At 65.4% G+C, this 24,835-nt stretch carries 21 protein-coding genes, 1 tRNA gene and 1 pseudogene; 9 read left to right on the top strand and 14 right to left on the bottom strand.

Translation table 11 applies throughout. The features are described from left to right. Position 1: 1 nt before the first annotated feature. A complete protein-coding gene (gene argS, locus ACQCS0_RS13840) occupies positions 2 to 1,651 on the bottom strand; it encodes an arginine--tRNA ligase (protein ID WP_354153610.1) in 1,650 nt (549 codons plus the stop codon). 171 nt (positions 1,652 to 1,822) lie between these two features. Here argS and ACQCS0_RS13845 point away from each other — a divergent pair, with 171 nt between their 5' ends. The 4 genes from ACQCS0_RS13845 (at position 1,823) to ACQCS0_RS13860 (ending at position 4,864) form a co-directional block, all read left to right on the top strand. After that, positions 1,823 to 2,287, top strand: coding sequence for an FMN-binding protein (locus ACQCS0_RS13845; RefSeq protein ID WP_354153609.1), 465 nt, complete (start codon positions 1,823 to 1,825; stop codon positions 2,285 to 2,287). A 3-nt stretch (positions 2,288 to 2,290) separates the two neighbouring features. Beyond that, positions 2,291 to 3,157 carry an FAD:protein FMN transferase gene (locus ACQCS0_RS13850; RefSeq protein WP_354153608.1) on the top strand — a complete coding sequence of 289 codons (867 nt, stop codon included), beginning with the start codon at positions 2,291 to 2,293 and terminating at the stop codon, positions 3,155 to 3,157. Further along, positions 3,154 to 4,713, top strand: a complete 1,560-nt coding sequence (locus ACQCS0_RS13855) for an oxidoreductase (protein ID WP_354223176.1) — start codon at positions 3,154 to 3,156, stop codon at positions 4,711 to 4,713. Before ACQCS0_RS13850 ends, ACQCS0_RS13855 begins: the two co-directional genes overlap by 4 nt. 78 nt (positions 4,714 to 4,791) lie before the next feature. Continuing rightward, positions 4,792 to 4,864 (top strand) — tRNA-Arg (locus ACQCS0_RS13860). 223 nt (positions 4,865 to 5,087) lie between these two features. Here ACQCS0_RS13860 and ACQCS0_RS13865 read toward each other — a convergent pair. Further along, complete coding sequence (locus ACQCS0_RS13865; protein ID WP_426939787.1) at positions 5,088 to 6,557, bottom strand: DUF222 domain-containing protein; 1,470 nt, start codon at positions 6,555 to 6,557, stop codon at positions 5,088 to 5,090. A 275-nt stretch (positions 6,558 to 6,832) separates the two neighbouring features. Between ACQCS0_RS13865 and ACQCS0_RS13870 the strand changes: the two genes are divergently transcribed. Together ACQCS0_RS13870 and ACQCS0_RS13875 are read left to right on the top strand one after the other, a co-directional pair. Next, a complete protein-coding gene (locus tag ACQCS0_RS13870; RefSeq protein ID WP_426939788.1) occupies positions 6,833 to 7,891 on the top strand; it encodes a M4 family metallopeptidase in 1,059 nt (352 codons plus the stop codon). Between the two features lie 60 nt (positions 7,892 to 7,951). Further along, the gene (locus ACQCS0_RS13875; RefSeq protein ID WP_354153604.1) at positions 7,952 to 8,293 is read left to right on the top strand and encodes a protealysin inhibitor emfourin; all 342 of its coding nucleotides are present in this window, start codon (positions 7,952 to 7,954) and stop codon (positions 8,291 to 8,293) included. 31 nt (positions 8,294 to 8,324) lie between these two features. Here ACQCS0_RS13875 and ACQCS0_RS13880 read toward each other — a convergent pair. Continuing rightward, a pseudogene (locus ACQCS0_RS13880) lies at positions 8,325 to 9,291 on the bottom strand (GlxA family transcriptional regulator). Positions 9,292 to 9,568: 277 nt separating this feature from the next. Between ACQCS0_RS13880 and hrpA the strand changes: the two are divergent. Continuing rightward, positions 9,569 to 13,519: an ATP-dependent RNA helicase HrpA gene (gene hrpA, locus ACQCS0_RS13885; protein ID WP_426939789.1), complete on the top strand. Its 3,951-nt coding sequence runs from the start codon at positions 9,569 to 9,571 to the stop codon at positions 13,517 to 13,519. A gap of 19 nt (positions 13,520 to 13,538) precedes the next feature. Here the strand turns inward: hrpA and ACQCS0_RS13890 are convergent, their stop codons facing one another. The 5 genes from ACQCS0_RS13890 to ACQCS0_RS13910 all read right to left on the bottom strand — a co-directional run bounded on the left by ACQCS0_RS13890 (position 13,539) and on the right by ACQCS0_RS13910 (position 16,752). Beyond that, on the bottom strand, positions 13,539 to 13,967 hold the full coding sequence (locus ACQCS0_RS13890; RefSeq protein WP_354153602.1) for an HIT family protein: 429 nt from the start codon (positions 13,965 to 13,967) through the stop codon (positions 13,539 to 13,541). Then, positions 13,964 to 15,133, bottom strand: coding sequence for an NAD(P)-dependent alcohol dehydrogenase (locus ACQCS0_RS13895; RefSeq protein ID WP_354153601.1), 1,170 nt, complete (start codon positions 15,131 to 15,133; stop codon positions 13,964 to 13,966). Before ACQCS0_RS13895 ends, ACQCS0_RS13890 begins: the two co-directional genes overlap by 4 nt. A 93-nt stretch (positions 15,134 to 15,226) precedes the next feature. Then, positions 15,227 to 15,364, bottom strand: a complete 138-nt coding sequence (locus ACQCS0_RS13900; protein ID WP_354153600.1) for a hypothetical protein — start codon at positions 15,362 to 15,364, stop codon at positions 15,227 to 15,229. Then, positions 15,364 to 15,591 carry an ATP-binding cassette domain-containing protein gene (locus ACQCS0_RS13905; RefSeq protein ID WP_426940224.1) on the bottom strand — a complete coding sequence of 76 codons (228 nt, stop codon included), beginning with the start codon at positions 15,589 to 15,591 and terminating at the stop codon, positions 15,364 to 15,366. Before ACQCS0_RS13905 ends, ACQCS0_RS13900 begins: the two co-directional genes overlap by 1 nt. Positions 15,592 to 15,864: 273 nt before the next feature. Then, a complete protein-coding gene (locus ACQCS0_RS13910; RefSeq protein ID WP_354153599.1) occupies positions 15,865 to 16,752 on the bottom strand; it encodes a sulfurtransferase in 888 nt (295 codons plus the stop codon). Between the two features lie 94 nt (positions 16,753 to 16,846). Between ACQCS0_RS13910 and ACQCS0_RS13915 the strand changes: the two genes are divergently transcribed. Continuing rightward, the gene (locus tag ACQCS0_RS13915; protein WP_354153598.1) at positions 16,847 to 17,926 is read left to right on the top strand and encodes a PLP-dependent cysteine synthase family protein; all 1,080 of its coding nucleotides are present in this window, start codon (positions 16,847 to 16,849) and stop codon (positions 17,924 to 17,926) included. A 7-nt stretch (positions 17,927 to 17,933) separates the two neighbouring features. Here the strand turns inward: ACQCS0_RS13915 and ACQCS0_RS13920 are convergent, their stop codons facing one another. Then, on the bottom strand, positions 17,934 to 18,590 hold the full coding sequence (locus ACQCS0_RS13920) for an MBL fold metallo-hydrolase (protein WP_354153597.1): 657 nt from the start codon (positions 18,588 to 18,590) through the stop codon (positions 17,934 to 17,936). A gap of 110 nt (positions 18,591 to 18,700) precedes the next feature. On the opposite strand from ACQCS0_RS13920, the gene ACQCS0_RS13925 reads away from it, so the two are divergent. After that, positions 18,701 to 19,183, top strand: a complete 483-nt coding sequence (locus ACQCS0_RS13925) for a Fur family transcriptional regulator (protein WP_354153596.1) — start codon at positions 18,701 to 18,703, stop codon at positions 19,181 to 19,183. Positions 19,184 to 19,219: 36 nt separating this feature from the next. Here ACQCS0_RS13925 and ACQCS0_RS13930 read toward each other — a convergent pair whose 3' ends face one another. From ACQCS0_RS13930 to ACQCS0_RS13950, 5 genes are all read right to left on the bottom strand, one after another. Further along, positions 19,220 to 20,095 carry a metal ABC transporter permease gene (locus ACQCS0_RS13930; protein WP_354153595.1) on the bottom strand — a complete coding sequence of 292 codons (876 nt, stop codon included), beginning with the start codon at positions 20,093 to 20,095 and terminating at the stop codon, positions 19,220 to 19,222. Next, positions 20,095 to 20,910 (bottom strand): metal ABC transporter ATP-binding protein, encoded by an 816-nt coding sequence (locus tag ACQCS0_RS13935; protein ID WP_354153594.1) that lies wholly within the window; start codon positions 20,908 to 20,910, stop codon positions 20,095 to 20,097. The genes ACQCS0_RS13930 and ACQCS0_RS13935 overlap by 1 nt, the downstream gene beginning before the upstream one ends. Next, on the bottom strand, positions 20,907 to 21,917 hold the full coding sequence (locus ACQCS0_RS13940) for a metal ABC transporter solute-binding protein, Zn/Mn family (protein WP_354153593.1): 1,011 nt from the start codon (positions 21,915 to 21,917) through the stop codon (positions 20,907 to 20,909). Before ACQCS0_RS13940 ends, ACQCS0_RS13935 begins: the two co-directional genes overlap by 4 nt. A gap of 115 nt (positions 21,918 to 22,032) precedes the next feature. After that, entirely contained in the window at positions 22,033 to 23,103 is a 1,071-nt protein-coding gene (locus tag ACQCS0_RS13945) for a hemolysin family protein (RefSeq protein ID WP_354153592.1), read from the bottom strand. Next, on the bottom strand, positions 23,100 to 24,434 hold the full coding sequence (locus tag ACQCS0_RS13950; RefSeq protein ID WP_354153591.1) for a hemolysin family protein: 1,335 nt from the start codon (positions 24,432 to 24,434) through the stop codon (positions 23,100 to 23,102). Before ACQCS0_RS13950 ends, ACQCS0_RS13945 begins: the two co-directional genes overlap by 4 nt. Positions 24,435 to 24,835 lie beyond the last annotated feature (401 nt).

Below are 24,835 nucleotides of genomic sequence, written 5' to 3' on the forward strand. Positions count from 1 at the left end.
CTTACATCCGTTCCGGCGCGGATACGCCCAGCAGGTCCAAACCGTTGGCCAGCACCTGGCTGGTGGCGTCGTTCAGCCACAGGCGCGTCCGGTTAACGTCGGTCACCGGTTCGTCACCCATGGGTGCGATGCGGCAGGCGTCGTACCAGCGGTGGTACGCGCCGGCGATGACCTCAAGATGGCGGGCCACGCGGTGCGGCTCACGCAATTCTGCGGCCTTGGCCACGATGGACGGGTAGCTGCCGAGGTAGGAGAGCAGTTCGTTTTCCGTGGCATGGTCCAGCAGCGAGGCCTCGAAGGCGCTCCGGTCCACGCCTGCAGCCACGGCGTTGCGGGCCGCGCCGCGGGTACGCGCATGGGCGTACTGGACGTAGAAGACCGGGTTCTCGTTGCTGTGCTTCTTCAGCAGGTCAGGATCCAGGGTGAGTGGGGAATCCGCAGGGAAACGGGCCAGGGAGTACCGCACGGCGTCCTTGCCCAGCCAGTCGATGAGATCCTTGAGCTCGATGATGTTACCGGCCCGTTTGGACAGCTTGGCGCCATTGACAGAGACCAGCTGGCCGATCAGCACCTCGATGTTGACGTCGGGATCATCGCCGGCACAGGCAGCGATGGACTTAAGCCGGTTGATGTAGCCGTGGTGGTCGGCGCCGAGGAGGTAGATTTTCTCGGTGAAGCCACGGTCCTTTTTGGACAAGTAGTAAGCGGCGTCCGCGGCGAAATAGGTGGGTTCGCCGTTCGCGCGGATCATCACCCGGTCCTTGTCGTCGCCGAAGTCGGTGGTACGCAACCAGACCGCACCGCCGTCGTCGAACACGTGGCCCTGCTCGCGAAGGCGGGCCACGGCACTTTCGATCGCGCCGGCGTCGTGCAGTTCCTGCTCCGAGAAGTAGACGTCGAAGGCAACGCCAAAATCGGCGAGCGTGTCCTTGATGTCCTTCAGCTGGGCCTTGTAGGCGGCAGCGCGGATGACGGGGAGGGCGGCGACTTCGGTGAGCTCGCGGATATCGGGGTGCGCGCTCAGAACGTCGTGGCCGAGGTCTGCAATGTACTGGCCCGGGTAGCCGCCCTCCGGCACCGGAAGTCCGTGCAGCCTGGAATAAACAGAGTTCGCGAACACATTCATCTGCGAACCGGCGTCGTTGATGTAGTACTCGGCGGTGACCTCCGCGCCTGAAGCACGCAGAACGCGGGCGATGGCGTCGCCCAAGGCGGCCCAGCGGGTGTGGCCGATGTGCAGCGGACCGGTGGGGTTCGCCGACACAAATTCCATGTTCACCACGTGGCCAGCGAGCGTGGTGGTGGTGCCGTAGTCCCGGCCGGCTTCCACAATGGCCTTCGCCAGGGCACCCGCTGCGGCGGCGTCCACCGTGATGTTCAGGAAACCGGGGCCAGCGATATCGACGGCAGAGACGCCGTCGATGGACTTCAACCGGGCGCTGAGGATGGTGGCGAATTCACGCGGGTTGGTGCCGGCCTGCTTGGAAAGCTGGAGGGCTATATTGGTGGCCCAGTCTCCGTGCTCCCGGTTCTTCGGTCGCTCCACGCGCACCTCATCAGGGACAGCTGATGCAGAAAGCGCGATTTCGCCAGCGGCGACGGCGTCTTTCAGGCAGGCGGATATGGCGAGGGAGAGTTCTTCGGGAGTCACCCCTCTAGCCTACCGGCGGCTGCCACATGGACGAATTTCGGCATGGTGCATGACTGTTTCCGGACAACTTTTCCACACAGCGGACGCACTGCTAATACGCAGGGTGAACCAATACGATGAATCAGACGTTGAGTACACCGTAAGCACCCAGCCCACGAAGCGAGCCCCAATATGAGTCCGTCAGTCCGCAAGAGTGTTTTCGTCGGCATCGCCGGCCTGTCCCTCGCCGGAACAGTGGCGGGCTGCGCGCCGTCTGCCACACCCGCCTCAACATCCGAGAACACCTCCGGGGCATCCACCGCCCCTTCCGGCACAGCATCAACGACGGGCAGCAGCGGCTCGTCCTATGTAGACGGCACCTACAGTGCCGACGGCACCTATGTGTCCCCCAATGGCACCGAAACCGTCGGGGTTGAGCTGACGCTCGCCTCCGGCACGGTCACGGCCGTGAACATCACCCAGCACCCTTCGAGCCCGAACACGCGGAAATTCCAGGGCGAGTTCGCCGGCGGGATCGCGGCGCAGGTTGTGGGCAAGAGCATCGATGAACTCAAGGTCTCCAAGGTGGCCGGGTCCTCGCTCACCAGCGGCGGCTTCAACCAGGCGCTGGACAAGATCAAGGCCGAGGCCCAGTAGGCCGTGCCGGGCCCGGAGGACTTCCGCTTCGACGGCATCGGTACCCGGTGGGAAATCTCCACGCCCCGTCCGCTCGATGCCGGTGTCCGGGCCCGACTGCTCACCTTGGTGGAGCGGTACGACGGCGACTGGTCCCGTTTTAGGTCCGATTCGACAGTCAGTGCCATGGCCCGCGAGCCAGGGCGGTATGAGCTGCCGGCGGAAGCCGCCGACCTTGGCTGGCTGTACCGCTCGCTGTATGACATCACCGGCGGAGCGATGACGCCCCTGGTCGGCGGCAGCCTGGAGCGCCTCGGGTACGACGCCGCATATTCCCTCCGGCCTGAAGGGTCCGCACTTCCGGCACCCCGCTGGGAGGACGTCCTGACGTGGAACGGCCAGGTTCTGACCACCTTCGCCCCCCTGGTTCTGGATATCGGTGCTGTTGGGAAAGGACAGCTGGTGGACCTTCTCGCCGTTGAGTTACGCTCCTGTGGCGTGGATTCCTTCCTGATTGACGCCAGCGGCGACCTGCTTCACCGCGGGCCTGATCCGGTGTCCGTGGCATTGGAGCACCCGTACGATCCGGCGAGGGCCATCGGCACTGTGTCGCTGGCAGGCAACGCCTTGTGCGCGTCAGCCTCAAACCGACGGGCATGGGGCGACGGCCTGCACCATGTGCTCGATGGCACCACAGGGCTGCCCGTCAGCACCGCGGTGGGCACGTGGACCATAGCGGAAAGCACCATGGTTGCCGATGCTTTGGCCACGGCCCTGTTCTTTGTCCCCGGCAGCGAACTGGAACAGACATTCGATTTTTCCTGGCTCACGGTTTTTTCTGATGGCAGTGCTGCCTACTCAGCCGGATTTGAAGGGACACTGTTCTCATGAGCCCCGTTGACGCCCCCAAGGCAACTGCCGTATTCACCGCCGTCCGGCTGGACGCCCTGTTGGGCAAGTACACGATGTACCGGCTGATCCTGCTGGTACTGGCTGCTCTTGCCGCGTACAGCCTTCTGCTGAACGCCCTTGGCTGGCTGACGTTCGGCATCCCGCAGATGCTGGTCCACCTGGCGCTGTGTCTTGGCCTAACCTATGTGTCCAACCGCGGGCTGGCCGCCCTTTTCCACGTCCGCCCGCATTCCGAGTCGTCGCTGATCACCGGCCTGCTGCTGTTTTTCCTGTTCTGGCCCTCCTTTACGCCCCTGGATATGGCGGGGGTGGCCCTGGCTTGTGTGCTGGCCTCCGCCTCCAAATACGCGTTGGCCTGGCGTGGCCGGCACATCTTCAACCCCGCCGCTGCCGGAGCGTTCGTGACCGGGCTGACCGGGCTGAACATAGCGACATGGTGGGCGGCGACCCCCGCCATGCTCTGGCTGCTGATCCCGGGGATCCTCCTGGTCCTGTACAGGACACGGAAGTTGCTGATGGCGACCTTGTTCCTTGTGGTTGCCACGGCAATTGTGAGCGCTGAGCTGATGCAGGCAGGGCTCACCTTGGGCAGCGCACTCTGGCAGGCACTCGCCCAACGACCCTTGCTGTTCTTCGTCGGCTTTATGCTGACAGAGCCTCTCACCCTCGCGCCACGCCGCTGGCAACAGCTCGCACTCGCTGCCTTCGTTGGCGCGCTCTTCGCACTCCCTTACAACTTCGGCTTCATCGCCAACTCTCCGGAACTGGCACTGCTGACCGGCAACTTGCTGGCGTTTCTCGTGGGCCAGCGGGGCGGGCTCAGGCTCCGGTTCACTGGCTCCCGTCCTCTGACGCCGAGCACCACGGAGTTTGCCTTTGAACCGTCCCGGCCCATCCGCTTTGTGCCGGGACAGTATATGGAACTGGATCTGCCGCATGCGAAGTCAGACGGTAAAGGCCGACGTCGGGTGTTCAGTTTGACCAGTGCCCCCGGTTCGGAGACGGTGACGTTTGGCGTCCGGACGGCGGAGCCCCTGTCCGCGGCGAAGAAAGTCCTGCTGGACCTGAAGCCTGGTGATGAAGTGTCAGCCACGTCCGTGGGCGGAGATTTTGTCCTGCCCCGCGATGCCCGGGCCCCCGTCCTTCTGATCGCGGCGGGCATCGGCATCACGCCTTTTCTTGCCCATCTGTCTTCCGGCGCGGCCCAGGACCGGGACGTGGTGCTGCTTCTGCTGGCACGCAATCCTGCGGAAATTGCCTATGCGCCCGAGTTGCAGGCGTCCGGGGCGCGCATCCTGGCTCGCCTCGCAGACGGTTCCGTCCCGCCGTCGTTCATCACCGATGCCGGGACGCCGGAGTCCGGGGGTGCCGCCGCTGGACGGCTGGACGGAGATTCCCTGAAAGTCCTGGTGCCCGACATTGCCGACCGCGCTGTCTACATCTCCGGGTCCCCTGCGAGCGTCGCTTCGCTGCGCCGTGCAGCCCGGAAAGCCGGCGCTCGGCGGGTGCATGTTGACTCGTTTTCCGGCTACTGAAGCGGGCCGTTTTTCCTTGCAGGCACCTTCCTGCTAAGCTCTAGGACGTCCCGCTGGCAACGGCAGGATCCCTGAATTGCCCTCGTAGCTCAGGGGATAGAGCGTCTGCCTCCGGAGCAGAAGGTCGTTGGTTCGATTCCAATCGAGGGCACAGAGAAAAACCCCCGCCGCTTGCAAAAGCGGCGGGGGTTTTCTGCGTTCCACCCCGGACGCGCGCAAACACTTGGGGCCCTAGCGCCCAACACCAAGGGACACTGGACGCCGTAGCGAAGTCGTACGTGCGGATAGCGGCCACCGTGTTGAGCCGCAGGCCGGCTCGTCAGACTCCTCGCCTGACCGTGGGCCTGGATTCAAGACCCGCGATGCTGCCCGAGCTACGGCGGTGTGGCGCTCGATGCACCTGTCGTCAGCATCGCTGGCCAGTGGGGTGGTTCCCAGTCGGGGTGTTCGCTGGTGTAGTGGCGTCCGGTGGGTGATGTCCAGCCGGGTGGTTTGTTCTTGGTGGCCGTAGTGGGTGTCCAGGCTGTGGTGTGGCGGAGCCTGTGGTGCTTGTGGCACGGCTGGCCGAGATTGCTGATCCCGGTGGTGCCGCCGTAGGCCCAGGGGAGGAGGTGGTCGGCTTCGTTGTCGAGGGAGTGGTTGCTGCAGCCGGGAAACGGGCATTTGCCGTCCCGCAGTCTGAGCCGTTGGCGTTGCGCTTTCGTGAGCCGGTAGCTGGTCCGCCCGATCTCCAGCGGAGCACCGTCCCGCGGATCGATCAGGACGCGGTGAAAGGACTCCGCACCTTCCGCCACGAGTTGGCGGGCCATGGACGGTGGGATCGGTCCGTATCCGTCGAGCATGGCCGGTTCATCCGTGAGGCCCAGCAGCGCAAACACCGGCACGGTGATGAGCACCTGTGCCCGGGGCGAGGGAACACCGTCGCTCACGGCGATGCCCCCGGTCTCTTGGTGGCTCGTTTCACCGGTCGTGCTGCCGCTGTTTTCCCTACCCTCATCACCGGTTCCGGCCCCGGCGCTCGCGCTGGTGTCGGTCAGGAGCCAGGTCGCGACGGTGTCTGCGCGGAGCTGGCTGAGGGTCCGGCCCTCATGAGGCCCCTGGAGGGCCCGGGCGGCGGCGGTGGTCCGGTCCCAGATCCCCGCGGCCTGATCGGCGGGCAGGTACGCGGAGAGCCAGGCCATCCCGTCCCGGTCCGGGGCGTACTCCACCCGCCGGTCCTGGATACCGCGTAGGTGGCGTTGTTCGATGCTGACCGGATGATGGCGTTCCCGCCAGGTGCGGGCCTTGTGCCGGAACCGGCCGGGGATGAGCTCACCGGCGAAGCCACGGGCCGGATTCGCGACGTCCGGGTCCAGGAAATGCGCTTCGAGGGCCGCCGCGGCCGCCCTGTCGAGGTTAGTGGTTTCATCGACCATGATCCGGGCGTGCTGCCACGAAATGACCCCGGCCTGCAACGCCGAGAACGTCAGCGGCAGGGCCGTGGTCAGCGCGCGCGCCTCCGCGAGCAGCGCACTGGCGGCGCGTTCACTGACCGCCAGCACGCACGCGACCTCAGCGATCACGGCCATCTCCTGCCCGCTATGGTCCTGCGGCGACTCAGCAGGGCCCGCCAGGGCCTCGGCAGCGGCGCTGTAACCGGCAGCCAGCCAGACCTTCAGGGCAGCACTTTTCGCGTCCAACCGTGAGATCTCCGCCAGCCCGTCCAGGAATCCATCCGCCACCCGGCGCAACGGATCAGCATCCCGGAAACCGGCGGCTTCCGGCCCGCCCCGGAGCACAGCAGCGAGCTCCGCGAAAGACACCGAAAGGGCCTCCGCCGCCGCCACAGCTGCTCTGCTATCCATACACAAATCATCCCGTGAGGGTCCGACAATAACGCCGAGGCCCAATGGCTATGTGCATAACTCCGCGGCTCGGAGAACATCGACGCGACTTTCGATGCCTTCAATCGCGCCGCGCACTTCAGAGCCTCCAGCGTCCCCTTGCGCCGGGTGGGGCTTAAATGACCCTTCGCGCGTGGTCGTCGCCACAGCTGTCCGTTCGCGCTGGATTGCGTGCGCCTTCATCAGATTGTCGGTGGTCCCTCGTAGGCTGATTCAACGAACTCGAGGGGTAGGCCATGCACGTTCCAGCCACATTCTGTTCCATCATTCCGCCTTATTTGTTGCGGCGGTTGGCTCGCTTGGAAGAGCCACAATTTTCTGCGGCTGCGCGGGCGGCCAAGGAAGCACTGAGCCACGTCCGGTCCGTCCTGTCGGCCCGTACCCTGCCGGTCCCGGCCGTTCCCCCGGCACTGCGGCAGGTCCGCACCGGCGCGCCCAACAGGAGCATCTACGATGCCGGCGGTTCCGAGAACCTGCCGGGAAAGCTGGTGCGCAAGGAAGGCGAACCGGCTTTCGGCGATCAGTCTGCTGATGAGGCCTACGACGGCCTTGGGCACACACACCGCCTGTTTGCCGACATCTTCGGCCGCAAATCCATCGACGGGGAAGGCCTGCCGCTCGATGCCACAGTGCACTTTGGCAGGCTCTATGACAATGCTTTCTGGGACGGCCGGCAGATGGTCTTCGGCGACGGGGACGGCGAAGTTTTCGAGCGATTCACGCGGTCGCTGAGCGTCATCGGGCACGAACTGACGCACGGCGTCACCCAGTACTCGGCGGGGCTGGCTTACCGCAACCAGGCAGGTGCACTCAACGAATCCATGTCCGATGTTTTCGGCGCGCTCGTGGAACAGTACCTGAATAGCCAGGCCGTGACCGATGCCAGCTGGCTCATCGGTGAGGGACTCTTCACACCTCAGGTTGAGGGATCGGCTCTCCGCTCCCTGAAGGCGCCGGGTACAGCGTACGACGACGACGTGCTGGGCAAGGATCCGCAGCCAGATTCGATGGACTCGTATGTGCGCACCAGCGCCGACAACGGCGGCGTCCACATCAATTCCGGCATCCCCAACCGGGCCTTCTACCTCACGGCGGAGTCACTTGGCGGCAACGCCTGGGAGGCACCGGGACGGATCTGGTACGACGCACTGACCGGCGGCTCGCTGCCTGCCACCGCCACTTTCCGCGTATTCGCCAAGGCAACGGCGGTATCCGCCATGGACCTCTTCGGCAGCGATTCGCCAGAGCATGACGCCGTGCGGCAGGCGTGGGAAACTGTGAAGGTCAAGCTTTAGTTGAACGCCTGCCCGCCGCGAGCCAGCGGCCAGGCTGCAGGGAAGCCCAGGACCGAGGCCATGAAGATCAGCGTGGAGCGCAGCGGCGGCATCGCGGCCGTGACCCGAGTTTGGACAGTGCACGCCCAGACCGATAGCGCCAAAAGTCAGTGGCAACCAATTGTGGAAGCATGCCCTTGGGACGCGGTACCCAAGACCGTCAGGGCCGCGGCCGCCGAGGTGCACGGCAACCAACCAGACCGATTCATCTATTCGATCCGGGCCGGCCAGCGCCGCGCGGCGCTGCCCGAGCAGGCAGTCACAGGACCGTGGCGTGTGCTGGTGGACAGCACCCGGGCGGCCTCCGAGGACAGGCCCGGACGGGGGGACACCGCTGGTCCGCAAGTGCCTGCCTCGGCTTAAAGGCTCCGCCAAGGCTTAGCAGCCTCTCCAGTCAGCCTGCCGCTACCAGGTGCCCCCGAAACGCCCGGCGATAGGACTGCGGGCGGGTGTCCAGCACCTTGGCAAAGTGATGCCGGAGCAGGACGGGCTGGCCAAAGCCCGATTCCCGGGCAACTTCGTCGATGTTCAGGTCCGTGGATTCCAGCAGCTCCTGCGCCCGGAGCACCCGCTGCGAGTTCAGCCAGGCAGCGGGCGTGGCCTCGGTTTCGGACCGGAAGCGGCGGGCGAAGGTCCTGGCTGACATGTGCACGCGCGACGCCAACTCAACGACTGTGTGCTCCTGCTCCAGGTTCTGCACCATCCACCGCGGCAGCTCTTCCATCGGTGCCGATCCACAGGCAGGCACGGGCCGGTCGATGAACTGCGCCTGGCCGCCGTCGCGGCGGCGGCACCACCATGTCCCGCGCAATAGAGGCCGCCACATTGGCGCCCAGCTCAACGCGCACCAGATGGAGGCAGGCATCAATTCCCGCCGCGGTACCGGCACTGGTGATCAGGTTGCCTTGCTGTACATAGAGCACGTTTTCATCGACCTGCACTTCCGGGTACCGGCTTGCGAGCTCATGGGAATAGTGCCAATGGGTGGTGCACCGCCGGCCATTCAGAAGACCGGCGCTGGCCAGGGCGAAGGCTCCGGAGCAGCTCGACATCACCCAGGCGCCCCGGGCGTCCGCGGCGCCCAGTGCCTCCAAGACCGATTCCGGCACGTCCTCGTTCCGGCCGAACGGCGTCATGATCACGAGGTCCGCGTCCGCAGTAGCGTCCAATCCCAGCGATACATTCATGGAGAGTCCCGATTTCATCCGGACATCACCGGGCTGCGGTGTGCAGACACGGAAGTCGAAGGCGAGGACGTTACTGCCGCGCTCCGATCTGTCGATGCCGAACACCTCGCACGCCGTGGCGAACTCGAAGATCGAGAAGTTCCGAACCACTATGACTGCCACTGATTTCAGCATGCCTCACCTCCAACCAGGCCTGGTCCGCCCCGGACATCCCTAGACCAACTACACACTGCGCATCTTCTAACCCGCAGGCATGCCTCAAGCTGCCCATATTTACCCATCAGCACTAACACAACGGGACCCGGCGCATAAGAGCCGGGTCCTGTCCTCATATCCTGGGTGGGCGGAGTCCGCGAGTCCGGGGCAAGGCGGGATCAGCGTCCGGGGCGACGGCGGGGTTGCCAGCAGCAAGAGCGGGAAACAGGCGCGGCCCAGTAGACTGGCTGCAGCCATGACATTTCATATCTCCTACCCTGCTGAGCTGCCCGTTTCCGAGCGCCGCGAGGACCTGAAGGCTGCCATTGCAGCGAACCAGGTGACCATCATCGCCGGCGAGACCGGCTCCGGCAAGACCACCCAGATCCCCAAGATGTGCCTCGAGCTGGGCCTGGGCGACAACGGCCTGATCGGGCACACTCAGCCACGGCGGCTAGCAGCCCGCACGGTCGCTGAGCGCATTGCCGAGGAACTAGGTGTGGAGATCGGCCAGGAAGTCGGGTTCCAGGTGCGGTTCACCGGGGAAGTCAGCCGCGCCACCAAGGTCAAGCTCATGACTGACGGCATCCTGCTCGCAGAGATCCAGCGCGACAAGCTGCTGCGCAAATACAACGCCATCATCATTGATGAAGCACATGAGCGCAGCCTCAACATCGACTTCATCCTGGGTTACCTCAAGCGCATCCTACCGCAGCGGCCGGACCTGAAAATCATCATCACCTCGGCCACGATCGATCCGGAGCGTTTTGCCAAGCACTTCGGCTCCGATGACGAGCCCTCCCCCATCATCGAGGTGTCCGGGCGCACGTTCCCGGTGGAGATCCGGTACAGGCCTCTGTCCCAGCCAGCCGGCGGACCCGCCGGTTTCGAAGATGCAGACGCCTCCGACGACGAACTCGAAGAGGACCGCGATCCACTCGACGCGGTCTGCGACGCCGTCGACGAGCTCGCCACCGAGGCCCCCGGCGACATCCTCATCTTCTTTTCCGGCGAGCGCGAAATCCGCGACGCCGCAGAGGCCCTGAACGCCAGGATCCAGTCCAACCGGCGCCTGGCCGGCACCGAAGTGCTCCCGCTATTCGCCCGCTTGAGCCTGCAGGAACAGCACAAGGTGTTCCACCCGGGCCGAAACCGCCGGATTGTGCTGGCCACCAACGTGGCCGAGACATCTCTGACCGTCCCCGGCATCAAGTACGTCATCGACACCGGCACGGCCCGCATCTCCCGCTACTCGCACCGCACCAAGGTACAGCGGCTGCCCATCGAGCGTGTGTCGCAGGCTTCGGCGAACCAGCGCTCGGGCCGGTGCGGCCGGGTGTCGGACGGTATAGCCATCCGGCTCTATTCGGAAGAGGACTTTGAGTCCCGGCCGCTGTTCACGGATCCGGAAATCCTGCGCACCAACCTGGCGGCAGTCATCCTGCAGATGACCGCCATGGGTGTGGCCCGCGGGCCCAAGGATGTGGAAAACTTCCCGTTTGTCGAGCCGCCGGACTCGCGGGCAATCAACGACGGCGTGACGCTCCTGCGCGAGCTCGGAGCCTTGAATGCCGTCAGGCCAGGTGACGCCAAGAGCGGCGGGCTGACCGCCGTCGGACAACAGCTTGCCCAGCTCCCGGTAGATCCCCGCCTCGGCAGGATGATTGTGGAGGCCGGCAAGCGCGGCTGCGTCCGCGAGGTGATGATTCTGGCCGCGGCACTAACCATCCAGGACCCCAGGGAACGCCCGACGGACAAGCAGCAGCTCGCCGCGGAGAAGCACGCGCGGTTCCGGGATGAGAACTCGGACTTCACCGGCTTCCTGAACCTGTGGAACTACCTGCAGGAGAAACAGCTGGAACTCTCATCCACCCAGTTCCGCCGCCTGTGCCGGACCGAGTTCATTAACTACCTTCGGGTCAGGGAATGGCAGGATCTCTTCGCCCAGCTCCGCCAGATGGCCCGCCCGCTGGGGATCAGCCTGGACAACAAGCGCCTGGCCGATCCCGTGGGCAACCACGAGGGCATCCACATGAGCCTGCTGTCCGGCCTGCTAAGCCACATCGGCATCCTGGACGAGCGCAAGCGCGAGTACGCGGGCGCCCGCGGCAGCCGCTTCGCCATCTTCCCCGGCTCGTCCCTCTTCAAGAAGTCCCCGACGTTTGTGATGGCTGCCGAACTAGTGGAAACGAGCCGCCTCTGGGCCAGGGTCGCAGCAAAGTTCGATCCCGCCTGGGCAGAACAGGTGGCACCGGACCTCGTCAAACGCAGCTACAGCGAGCCGCACTGGTCCACCAAAATGGGCGCGGTCATGGCGTACGAGAAGGTCACCCTATACGGCGTGCCCATCATCCCGCAGCGCCGGGTCAACTACAGCCGCGTGGATCCCGTGCTGGCCCGCGAGCTGTTCATCCGGCACGCCCTGGTGGAAGGCGACTGGAAAACGCACCACAAGTTCTTCCACCGCAACCGCGCCCTCCTCCTTGAGGTCGAGGAACTTGAGGCCAGGATGCGCCGCCGCGACCTGCTGGTGGACGACGAAACGCTGTTTGAGTTCTACGACGCCAGGATCGGCCCCGACGTTGTGTCCGAACGACACTTCGACAAATGGTGGAAGGAGGCCCGGCAGCAGAGTCCGGACCTCCTGGACTACGACAAGTCACTGCTGCTCTACGACGCCGACGACCTGGACGAGGCCGCTTATCCTAAGTTCCTCATGCACAAGGGCTTCGAGCTGCCGCTCAGCTACGAGTTCCACCCGGTGGCGCCAGGGTCACCGCCCAACCCGTCCGACGGTGTCACGGCCGAAGTCCCGGTGCTCTTCCTGAACCAGCTCGATGATGCCGCCTTCCGCTGGCTGATCCCCGGCCAGCGCGCGGAACTCGTGGCTGCCCTGATCAAGTCACTCCCCAAGCAGGTCCGCAAAAACTTTGTCCCCGCCCCGGATGTGGCCCGGCAAGCCGTCGCTGCCCTGGAATCTGACTTCGATCCGGCGCATGACGAGCTGGAAGCTTCACTGGAGCTGGCCCTGCGCCGGATCCGCGGCCACGTCATCCCCGCAGGTTCATGGAACTGGGACGCTGTGCCGCCCCACCTGCGGGTGAGTTTCAAGGTTGTCGATACCCAGGGCAAGGCGCTGGATGAGGGCAAGGACCTCGCGGCCCTGCAGGAGCGGCTGGCCCCGGCAACACGCCGCGCCATTGCGGAATCACTGGGGGCGACGCCCGGAACCACCGCGCCGAAGTCCCGTGGAAATTCGAAGTCACAGGGAAAGTCCGGCGGGAATGTACCCGCGTCATCGGCAGGCGGAAATTCGGCGGGCACAAGCACAGGCTTCCATGAACAGGCCGGCCTGACCGAATGGGCCTTCGGCACGTTGCAGCGGCAGGTCAGCAACACCGTTAAGGGCCACACCGTCACCGGCTACCCGGCGTTGGTGGATGAAGGAACGTCGGTGGCGCTGCGCGTCTTCCAGACCTCCTCGGAGCAGCTCGAGGCCATGCGCGGCGGTGTGATCCGGCTGCTCGCCCTCAGGGTGCCGGCACCGGACCGCTACGTCCTGGAGCACCTGAACAACACGGAGAAGCTGACGTTCAGCCAGAATCCGCACGGTTCGGTGTCAGCCCTCATTGCCGATTGTGCCCTTGCTGCCGTGGACAAACTGACCCCGGCGGAACTTCCGTGGGACCGGGCGTCCTTCGACTCCCTCTATGAACAGGTCCGCGCGGAACTGATCGATACCGTCTTTAGTGTGACGGCCGTGGTGGAGCGCATCCTGGCCAGCACCCGGCTGATCGAGAAACAGCTGAAGGGCACCACCAGCCTGGCGCTCATCAGCGCCCTGAACGATGTCAGGAGCCAGCTTGAGCAGCTCGTGTACCCGGGATTTGTGGCCCGCACCGGCTACAGGCAGCTGAGCCAGCTCCCCCGCTACCTCGCCGCCATCGAGAAACGCATCGAAAAGCTCCCCGGCAACGTCCAGCGGGATGGGCTAATCATGGCCGCGGTCCAGCGGCTGGAAGACGATTACGACGACGCTGTGTCGGCCTTGCTGCCGGGACGGCGGGTGGGTGCCGAACTGATCCAGGTCCGCTGGATGATCGAAGAGCTGCGGGTGAGCCTGTTCGCCGTCGAGCTCGGAACTGCCTATTCCGTCTCCGAAAAGCGGATCAGGGCTGTCCTGAACAAGGCGCTCGCGCCGACCTAAACCGGCGCGAGCATCAGGCTCAGCCTGCGGGAACGAACTCCGCGTAGCCAGCGGCCCGGAGCCCGGAGCGCAGCTTCTCGGCGTTGGCGTCCAGCACCGCGGGGTCCGGGTTCTGGTCCGCCGAGGCGAAATCGAAGTCAGCCATGGTCCTGGAGGGCCACACGTGGACGTGCAGGTGGTTGATCTCGTAGCCGGCCACGATCAGACCCGCGCGGGCGGCGCCGAAGAGGTCGACCTGGACGGCGCCGATCTTGCGTGCCACCTCCATGACCCGGGCCAGCAGCTCGGGAGAGGCATCGGTCCAGCGGTCGACTTCCTCGGTGGGCACCACCAGGGTATGGCCGTCGGCCAGCGGACCCGTCGTCAGGAACGCGACCACATCGTCCTCCCGCCACACGAACCGGCCGGGGATTTCACCGTTGATGATCCGGGTGAAGATGGTGCTCATGCGTCAGCGCTTCCGGAGGGGGCGTGCAGGGTGCTCACGTCCAGGACGAACCGGTACTTGACGTCGCCGGCAACCATCCGGTTGTACGCCTCGTTCAGCTCCTCGGCCGTCACCATTTCGATGTCGGAGACCACCCCGTGCTCGGCGCAGAAGTCCAGCATTTCCTGGGTCTCGGCGATTCCGCCGATCAGCGATCCGGCGTAGGCGATGCGGCGGCTGATGAGGGCACCGGGGTTGACGGGCGGCATCGCCTCGGAGGGCAGCCCCAGCTGGAACAGCGCGCCGTCCTGGCGGAGCGTGCGGAAGTACGGGTTGAGGTCGTGCGGGGCGGCGACGGTGTCGATGATGACATCGATGCTGCGGTCCGCGGCGGCCATCGCGGCCGCGTCCTTGGAGAGGATGACGTCGTCTGCCCCGAGTTCACGGGCGGCGGCGAACTTCTTCTCCGAGGTCGTGAAGACCTTCACCTCCGCACCCATGGCCTTGGCGATCTTGACGGCCATGTGGCCGAGTCCGCCGAGGCCAACGACACCAACGACGTCGCCCTCTTCGACCTCAAAGTGGTTCAGCGGCGAGTAGGTCGTCACGCCAGCGCAGAGCAGCGGCGCCGCGGCGGCCGGGTCCAGACCCTCCGGGATGGTCAGAACATAATTGCGGTCCACCACGATGGAGGTGGAATAGCCGCCCTGGGTGACGGCGTCGGCGTTGCGCGGGTCTTGGGCGCCGTAGGTGCCGATCATGCCGTTTTCGCAGTACTGCTGGAGGCCGTCGAGGCAGGCCTCACATTCGCGGCAGGAATCGACCATGCAGCCGACGCCGACGCGGTCACCGACCGCGAAGTCGTCGACGTCGGAGCCGACACGGCTGACACGGCCGACGATTTCGTGGCCCGGGACGAGCGGGTACTTGTCGCCGCCCCATTCACCGCGGGTGGCGTGGACATCGGAGTGGCACAGGCCGACGAAGTCGATGGAAATCTCGACGTCGTCGGCCTTGGGTGCACGGCGTGCAACGGTCAGCGGAACCAGGCCGCTGTCAGGGGCCGTGGCGCCGTAGGCTGCAACGAGGGTGCTGCCGTCAGCCTGGACGTTATCGTTCAGCTGGACGTCACCCAGCTCGGGAAGGGGCGTGGCGAGGGGCGGGGGTACGGGGCGTCCTGGAGTCATAATCTGACGTTACGCCCGTTGCCGTACCGTTATCTAATTCGTCCGCTCACAGCGATACCGGCCAGTAGCTTTCCCCGGAACCGGGGCGCAGCCTCAGGCCGCCGTCAGCACGGGGGCAGTGAGGTGACCGTCGCGCATGGTGGCCACCGCGTCGGACAGCGGGACGAATTCGGTGTCGTGCGTGACCATAACGGTGGCAACCATAAAGTCGTCGGTGACGCGGCGCAGCATCAGACGATGGAGTCGCTGCGTTCGTGGTCCAGAGCTGCCGTGGGTTCGTCGACAAGCAGGATTCTGGGGTCTCCCATCCGGGCGTGGGTGATGTTGACCCGTTGGCGCTGTCCGCCGGAGAGCTGGTGCGGGCGTTTGTCCGCGCAGGATGAGAGTCCCACGATGCCGAGGAGCTCCGCTGCCCTGGCCCGGCGCCTGATCAGGGCTCCGGGGTTGACCGGCGGCATGGCGTCGGACGGCAAGCCCAGCTGGAACAGCGCACCGTCCGCGCGCAGGGTACGGAAGAACGGATTCAGGTCGTGCGGCGCGGCCACGGTGTCAATGATGAGGTCGATCTGAGGGAAAGGTCCGTAGCCGCCCTGGGTGATGGCGTCGCCGTTGCGTGGATCCTTGGCGCCGTAGGTCCCGGTCAGCCCGCTTTCCCAGTACTGTTCCAGGCCGTCCAGGCAGCTCTCGCACAACGGGGTGGTCAAGGGGCTGCGGTACGGGGCGTCCCGGGGTCATCCTTCGACGATACCCCCGCGGGCGGCCGCATGGCCGCTCGGGCCGCTTCCCGTGGCCACCGGCCGGGCCGGGTTGTTGGACCATTCCGAGAAGGATCCCGGATAGAGCGCGGCCTGGAACCCGGCGATTTCGAGGGCGGCCACCTCATGGGCGGCGGTCACGCCCGAGCCGCAGTAGACGGCCACGGGGACGCCGTCGCGGACGCCTAGGTGCTCGAACCGGCGCCGCAGCAGGTCGGCCGGCAGGAAGAGGCCGGCTCCGTCCACGTTCTCCGTTGTTGGAGCGCTGCGGGCGCCCGGAATGTGGCCGGCGCGGGGGTCAACGGGTTCAAAGTCGCCCCGGTACCTTTCGCCGGCCCGGGCATCCAGGAGGACGCCTGTTGAGGGCCAGTCCGCCGCTCCGGCCGCGTCGATGCTGGGCATCCTGCCTCCAGCGGGGGAAACATCAAAGGAAACACGCCCGACGGCGGCGTCCACCGGTCCGGTGTCCAGCGGCAGTCCGGCGTCCCGCCAGGCTGCCAGGCCGCCGTCGAGCAGGTATACGCCCTGGAACCCGGCGTTCCGGAGCATCCACCAGAGGCGGGCGGCAGCCATGTTGCCGCTGTTGTCGTAGGCCACCACGACGTCGCCGTTGTTGATCCCCCAGCGCCTGGCAGTTTCCTGGAACTCGTCGTGGGTGGGCAACGGGTGCCTGCCGAGGGCCGGAGTGGCCGGCGTCGCCAACTCGGTGGAAAGGTCCACAAAAATTGCGCCCGGGAGGTGCCCTTCAAGGTAGTGTTCCCGGCTGTGCGGGTCTCCCAGCGCCCAGCGGACGTCCAGCACCACGGTTCGCAGGCCGGCGTCGAAACGCGCCGCCAAAGCCGGGACATCCATTAGTGGACCCATCGTTCTCCTTGGCAATTGCGGGGTGTGCAGTTCCTGATCCAACTCTAGCTCCGGCAAAGCGGCCGGCAGGGAGGGCCGCCGGTAGGCTGGTTGGGTGAAGAACGCGAGCGCGGACCGGGCCTGGGCTGATGAGGCCATCCGAAAAGTAAATGCAGAAAACAACCGGTCCGCCGATACCCACCTCTATTCGGTACCGCTCCCGGAGCACTGGGGTGTCCAGCTTTACCTCAAGGACGAATCCACGCACCGTTCGGGGAGCCTCAAGCACCGGCTGGCCCGCTCGCTGTTCCTCTTTGGCCTGGTTAACGGCTGGATCCGCGAAGGTACCACCATCGTAGAGGCTTCCAGCGGCAGCACCGCGGTCTCGGAGGCATATTTCGCGCAGCTCCTGGGGCTGCCGTTCGTGGCAGTCATGACCCGTACAACGAGCCCGGAGAAGATCGCGCTGATCGAACAGTTCGGCGGCTCGTGTCTGTTGGTTGAGCATGCCTCAGAGGTCTACGCCGCGGCTGCGGACGTCGCTGCCACGTCCAACGGCCACTACATGGACCAGTTCACCTACGCGGAGCGGGCCACGGACTGGCGCGGCAACAACAACATTGCGGAGTCCATCTTCGGGCAGCTGGCGTTGGAGAAACACCCCGTTCCGCACTGGATCGTGGTGGGCGCGGGGACCGGCGGCACAAGCGCGACAATCGGCCGCTACCTGCGCTACCGCGGCCACAACACGCGCCTTGCGGTTGTGGACCCGGAGAATTCCGCATTTTATCCCGGCTGGGTGAACGGTGCGGGCGGGACCAGCACCGGCCTGCCCTCACGGATCGAAGGCATCGGCCGCCCGCGGATGGAACCGAGCTTTGTGCCCGCCGTCATCGACCACATGATCCAGGTTCCGGATGCCGCGTCCATCGCAGCCATGCGGCACCTGCGCACGGTCGCCGACCTGCATGCCGGACCGTCCACCGGTACCAACCTGTGGGGTGTCTGGCAACTCATGGCGGAAATGGTCGCCGCGGGACAGCGCGGCAGCATTGTGTCGTTGATGTGCGACGGCGGCGACCGCTATGCCGGCAACTACTACAATCCGGCGTGGCTGTCCGGCCAGGGCCTGGACCCCGAGCCGCATGAGGCCGTCATCCGCCGGTTCTTCGAGACCGGCGTCTGGAGCGCGTAGCTGCTGTTCAGACCTCCACCGATTCCCGCGGGGAAAGGCGGGTGTACTCGGTACCGTATTTCCGGCCCAGCCGGGCCACGTGGGATTCTGCGACCTTCAGGCCGGTTTCGTTCAGCAGCCCGTCGTGGATCTGGAAGGCACGGGGGGCCCGGACGGCGATGACAAAATCCACCACCTCGCTGACTTTGCTCCACGGTGCGTGGATCGGAACCAGCAGCGTCTGCACGCTGAGGCCGTCCGGGATGATGAAAGAGTCCCCCGGGTGGTACACGTTGCCGTCAACCAGGTAGCCGATGTTGGCCACGATGGGAACCTGCGGATGGATCAGTGCGTGCTGTCCGCCGAAGCTGCGCACGTTGAAGCCGGCCGCGTCAAAAGTCGAGCCGGGTTCAACGGTGTGGATCCGGGCTGCCACCTGGGGTGCCTCTTCCCGCAAGTGGTCGGCCACTCCGGCCGGCGCGAAGACCGCCACCCCGTCCGTGCCCTGCAGGGCACGGACCATGGCCGGCACGTCCACGTGGTCGGCGTGCTCGTGGGTGATGAGCACGGCCTGCGCCCCGGCCAGGGCTTCGGCGGTCTCGGAGTATGTTCCCGGATCCAGCACCAGCACCCGGCCGTCCTGCTCAAGCCGGACGCACGCGTGGGTGTATTTTGTCAGCTTCATAGCGCCAGCCTAGGGTCCGGCCCCAGGCCTGTCCACGGCACGTCCGGCGGCGCGCTCCCGGCTGGTAATCTTGATGATTGCCACCGTCCCTCAGGGAAGCGAGTACGTTCATGCCGTTCGGCACCAAAACTGACGCGACGCCGTCGAACGCTGCATCCGGCGCAGGAACCGTCAGCGCGCCCGGCAAGGAGCAGCGCGTCACCAAGCAGCGTGTAGCCGTCAGCGCTGCCCTGGACGAGCTGGATGACTTCGTCAGCACGCAGGAGCTCTACCGCATCCTGCAGAACAAGGGCGTCTCAGTTTCACTGGCAACGGCGTACCGGATCCTGCAGTCCCTCGCGGACGACGGCCTCGTGGACGTCCTGCGCAACGGCGAGGGCGAAGCCGTCTACCGGCGCTGCGCTGTTACCGGGCATCACCACCATCTGCTGTGCCGCAGCTGCGGGAAAGCCGTGGAAGTAGAGGCTCCGGCGGTGGAAACCTGGGCGGCCCGGATCGCCACGGAACACGGCTACACAGAGGTGGCTCACACCGTGGAGATCTTCGGCCTGTGCCCGGACTGCACCGCCCTCAGGGCCGCCAGCAAGCTCTGACAGCCGGCGCTGCCTGGTTCATCACGGTTGACCGTGTCAACGGGCGTGCACCAGACGGCCGTTGATGCCCTTCTTGGCCCGGACACCGCCAACGATGCGGCACACCACGTAGATCAGGAACGACAGCGTGGTGACATAGGGGCTGATGGGGATCCGCCCACCCAGAGCCAGCAGGATTCCGCCCACCGTGGCCGTGACGGCAAAAACAACGCTGAGCGCCACCACGGCCACCGGAGCGGAGGTCACGCGGAGCGCCGCGGCTGCCGGGGTGATCAGCAATGCGAGTACCAGCAGCGCCCCCACCACCTGGATGGACAGCGCTACGCTGACTCCCAACAAGACCATAAAGATCAGCGCGAGCGTCCGCACGGGCACCCCGCGGGCTTCGGCCAGTTCGGGATCAACGCTGGCAAAGTTCAGCGGGCGCCAGATGGCCGCCAGGGCTGCGATGACCAGCACGGCGGCGCCGGCGAGGACCTGGAGCTGGACGGTGTCCACGGAGACGATCTGCCCCGTAAGCAGCCCGAATTTGTTGGCGGCACGGCCTTGGTAGAGCGCCAGGAACAGGATGCCGAGCCCAAGCCCGAAGGGCATGATCACCCCGATGATGGAGTTTTTGTCCCGGGCCCGGACGCCCATCAGGCCTAGGAGCAGCGCCGCCGCCACCGAGCCGATCAGCGAGCCGAACACGATGTCCGCGCCGATCAGGAGCGCAAAGGCCGCCCCGGCGAAAGAGAGTTCTGAGATGCCGTGGACGGCGAACGCCAGGTCCCGTTTCATCACGAAGGTGCCCACCAGCCCGCCCAGCAGGCCCAGGACGGCCCCGGCCCAGAGGGAGTTCTGGACCAGCACCAGCAGCTCGCCGTAGTTCTCGAAGCTGAAGATCGCTCCGATGATGCTGTCCGCATCCATCAGGCCACCTCCCCCACCGTTGCGTGGACATCGGCATGGTGGTGCGTGGTTGCGTCGGGCAGGCCGACGACGACGATGCGCCCGTTCGCGTGGATGACTTCCACGTGGCTGCCGTACAGCTCTGACAGGACCTCGGTGGTCATGACCTCTTCCGGCGTACCCACCCGAAACCGCCCGCCGGCCAGGTACAGCACCCGGTCAACGTAATCGATGATGGGATTGATTTCGTGGGTGACAAAAACCACCGCGCTGTTCTGGGCGTGGCACTGCTTGTTGATCAGCGCGCTGACGGCCTGCTGGTGGTGCAGGTCCAGGGACAGCAACGGTTCGTCGCAGAGAAGGACCTTAGGGTCCGTGGCCAGCGCCTGGGCCACCCGGAGGCGCTGCTGCTCGCCGCCGGAGAGCTGGCCCACCGGGACTTTGGCGTAGTCACTGGCGCCCACCAGTTCCAGCAGCTCATCGATCCTGCGGTTTGCCCGGGACATGCCCAGCCGCAGCCCCCAGCGGTGGCCGTCCACGCCGAGCCCCACCAGGTCCCGGGCACGCATGGGGGTATCCGGAGCAAAGGATTTCTGCTGCGGAATGTAGCCAATCAGGTTACTGCCCCGCTCCACGGGACGGTCGCCAAGCGTGGCAGTGCCGGACTGCAGTTCCTGCAGGCCCAGGAGAACCTTGAGGAAACTGGTCTTTCCGCTGCCGTTGGGGCCCAGGACGGCGAAAAACTCACCGGGCCTGATATCCAGGTCGAGATCCTCCCACAGCAAGCGTTTGCCGAACTGCAGGGACGCCCCGCGGAGGCTGACCACCGGTTTCAACTATTTTTCTCCAAAACTTTGCTGACGTTGTCAACATTGTCCGTCATCCATTGCAGGTACGTCTTGCCTTCGGGCAGTGTTTCGCTGAAGTCAATAACGGGAACGCCGGCTGCTTCGGCTGCCTTTTTCAGCGCCTGCGTCTGGGGTCCCTCTGTCTGCGCGTTGTAGGCCAGGAACCTGATGCCCTTGGATCCCGCCAGGTCCGTGGCTGCCTTCAGCGCCGAGGGCGGAACGTCCGAGCCTTCCTCGATCGCGGCGGTGTAGTCGGCCGGAGTCTTGTTCTCCAGCCCGGCTGCCTCGAGCAGGTACAACGGGACAGGTTCGGTCACGGCCACGGCTGCGCCTGTTCCGTTGGCCTTCAGTGCGGCGAGCTTGCCGGCCAGGGCGTCCACCCCGGCTTTGAAGGTTGCGGCATTGGATGTGAACAGAGCTGCAGAGCCCGGTTCGAGTTCGCCCAGTTTGGCCGCCAGCGAATCAGCCAGCTTACCCATGGCATCCAGGCTGTACCAGGCGTGTTCGTTGAATGCACCGGGCTCGTGCGCGTGTTCGTCGGCTGATTCGCTAACCGACGGCGACGGCGACGAATCGGCGTGCGCTTCCTCCGGCGCCAGCGCCAGGCCGCCTACCTCCACGGCCGTGACGATATTGCTGTGCGGGATGTTGCTGTCGTCGGCCATCTTGTGGAGGAAGGCGTCGTAGCCGCCGCCGTTCTCGATCACCAGTTCCGCTTTGGACACCAGCAGCCGGTCCTGCGCGGTGGCCTCGTACGAATGCGGGTCCTGGCTGGTCTTGGTGATTATGGCGGTGACGTTGACTTTGTCCCCGCCGATGATCGCGGCGATGTCCCCGTACACGTTGGTAGAGGCCACAACGTCGACGACGCCGGCAGATGAGTCGGCGCCGGACGTCGCCGACGTTGCACCGCCTCCGGAGCCGCAGGCGGTGAGCAGCAGGCTCACCCCGGCGAGGGCTGCGAGGGACGTTCGGATGGCGGCGGGGTGGCCCACGGAAACCTCAGTTCAGTACAGGGATGGACTTTTGCGTCTCCAAAAAGCTTACCCCTAAATGTGAATGATTCCTATTTAGGATAGCCGGGCCGGTCCCCTGCGGACCCGGGCGCGCTCAGTCACCGTTCGGCTCGCCCAGCCTCCTGATGCCGGTGGCCTGCGTGGCGTCCCGGATCTCTCCCACCAACTGCTCGATCACGTCTTCCAGGAAGAGGACGCCGTGGGTCTGCCCGTCAGCACCTATCACGCGGGCCAGGTGTGAGCCCGTGCGCTGCATGACGGACATGGCCGTTTCAACTTCGTCGTCCAGCGCGAGGTTCGCCAGGGAGCGGATCCTGCTCTCGGCGATGGGGTGCTGGTAATCCGACTCGGGAATGGACAGCACGTCCTTCACGTGGAGGTAGCCGGACAACATGCCGTCATCGTCGAGCATCGGGAACCGTGAGAACCCGGTCCGGCTGACGGCTTTTTCAAATTCCACCGGGGTGGTGGCCGCCTTCAGCATGACCAGATCGTTCAGCGGAACCATGATGTGCGACGCCGTGTATTCGGAGAATTCCAGGGCGCCGGTGATCAGGCCCGCATCATCGTCCACCAGCCCGTGACGGGTGGATTCCTGCACGATCGACTGGACTTCCTCGAGCGTGAAGGACGAGTTCACCTCATCCTTGGGCTCAATCCGCAGAAGCTTGAGGATGTGGTTGGCGGACCAGTTCAGCGCGACGATGGCCGGGTTGACCAGCTTCGCAACAAACATCAGCGGCGGGGCCAGCAGCAAGGCAGCCTTGTCCGCCACCGATACCGAGATGTTCTTAGGCACCATCTCGCCGAACGTCACGTGGAGAAAGGTCACCACCATCAAGGCGATGGCGAACGCTGCGACGTCGGCAACTTCCACCGGCAGCCCAACAGCTTCCAGCGGCGCCGCCATCAGGTGGTGGATGGCCGGTTCGGCGACCTGCAGGATCAACAGCGAGCACACGGTGATGCCCAATTGCGCGCAGGCCAGCATCAAGGAGACGTTTTCCATGGCGCGCAACGTGGTCTGCGCCCGCTTGGAACCGGCTTCGGCGAGAGGTTCGATCTGGCTGCGCCTGGCAGACATCACGGCGAACTCGGCGCCGACAAAAAACGCGTTCCCCAGCAGGAGGACAACCAGCCAGGCAATTCCGGCCCAGTCACTCATCGTTCCCTCCTGTCGGCCGGAGCAGGCTCCACTACGGGCGCGGCCGGATGGAAGGAGATCCGCTCGATCCTTCGGCCGTCCATCCTGGTCACTCTCAGCGTGCCGCCGCTGACCTCGACGGTGTCCCCCACTGCGGCGATCCGTCCCAGCTCACTCATGACGTACCCGCCCACCGTTTCGTAGGCGGCTTCGTCCGGAACGGTCAGCCCCGGAATCTGTTCGGAAAGCTCGTCAGGGCGCAGCAGCCCGGGGAAGTACCAGTCGCCGGAGGCGCTCTGGAGCAGTCCCGGGCGTACCTTGTCGTGCTCGTCGGACACTTCTCCGACGATTTCCTCCACCAGGTCCTCAAGGGTGGTGATGCCGGCGGTTCCGCCGTATTCATCCAGGACGATCGCGAGTTGGAGGTTTCCCTCCCGCAGCTCGGCCAGGAGCGCATCGAGGTGGATGGTCTCCGGCACGCGGAGGACATCGGTCATGATGGCTCCGGCCTCCAGGTTGGCCCGCCGGTCCCACGGCACCGCAACGGCCTTCTTGACGTGGACCAGGCCCTTGATGTCGTCGGAGGATTCCCCGATGACGGGGAAACGGGAGTACCCGGTGCGCCGGGCGGCGTCAAGGATGTCCGATACAGGCTGGTCGGCATCGATGGTCTCCATCCGGATCCGCGGCGTCATAACGTCGGCAGCCGTCCGGGCTGAGAAGTTAAGGGTCCGCGCCACAAAGTTGGCCGTCCCGGCGTCGAGCGTTCCCATGGCGGCGGAGCGCCGCACCAGGGAGGCGAGCTCGGCCGGCGTCCGGGCACCGGAAATCTCTTCCTTGGCCTCCAGGCCAAAGACATTCAGTACCTTGTTGGAAAAACCGTTGAGCACCACGATGGCGGGCTTGAAGATGGCCGTGAAGACCAACTGGGGCCGTGCCAATGCTTTGCCAACCTGGAACGACAGCGCAATCGCCATGTTCTTGGGCACCAGTTCGCCCAGCAGCATGGACAGCAGCGTGGCCAGCACCATGGCGATAACCAGGGAAACGGATGCCGCAGCCACTTCGGGAATTCCGACGGCGGCCAGCGGGCCCTCGAGGAGGCGGCCCACCGACGGTTCCATCACGTAGCCGGTCAGAAGCGTGGTGAGCGTAATGCCGAGCTGACAGCTGGAAAGCTGGGTTGAGAGGGATTTCAGGCACTTGAGCAGCGGGACGGCACCCGTGTCACCGTTATCGATGGCACGTTGGACCGTGGCCTGGTCAAGGGCAATCAGGGAAAATTCGACGGCGACGAAAAAGCCGGTGCCGGCAATCAGCAGGAGGCCTGCCGCGAGGAGGAACCACTCCATTCAGCATCCCGCCCGAAGGCCGGAGGCAATGGTGCGAGGCCGGGGGAAACGGCCCGGCGGAGGATGATCGGCCGAAGCCGATGCTGTTTCCATAGGGGCTCCGCCGGGGTGGGCTGACGGAGAGTGATGGGCGCGTGTTCGGGGTTTGCCGGCTCTGCGGGTGGACTGCGCGGTGCTGTATTTCATGCTCCGCTGACAGCCCCCAGGCCGGCACCTAGATTTACTGTCCATAAGAATTTCAGTCTACAGGAGCAGATTGCGCCTTTCGGCTGGGCGCTGGGAGGTCGCGTCGCGCCCGCACCGGGAAAGCTTCCGGACGCCACAATCCGTGATCTCCGCGTCATTGCCATGATTTGGGTCACCGATATTGGCAGTTAACACAGAATGCTCATTAGACTGGC

Source organism: Pseudarthrobacter sp. S6 (genome assembly GCF_050156575.1).
In the GTDB taxonomy this organism is placed as follows: domain Bacteria; phylum Actinomycetota; class Actinomycetes; order Actinomycetales; family Micrococcaceae; genus Arthrobacter.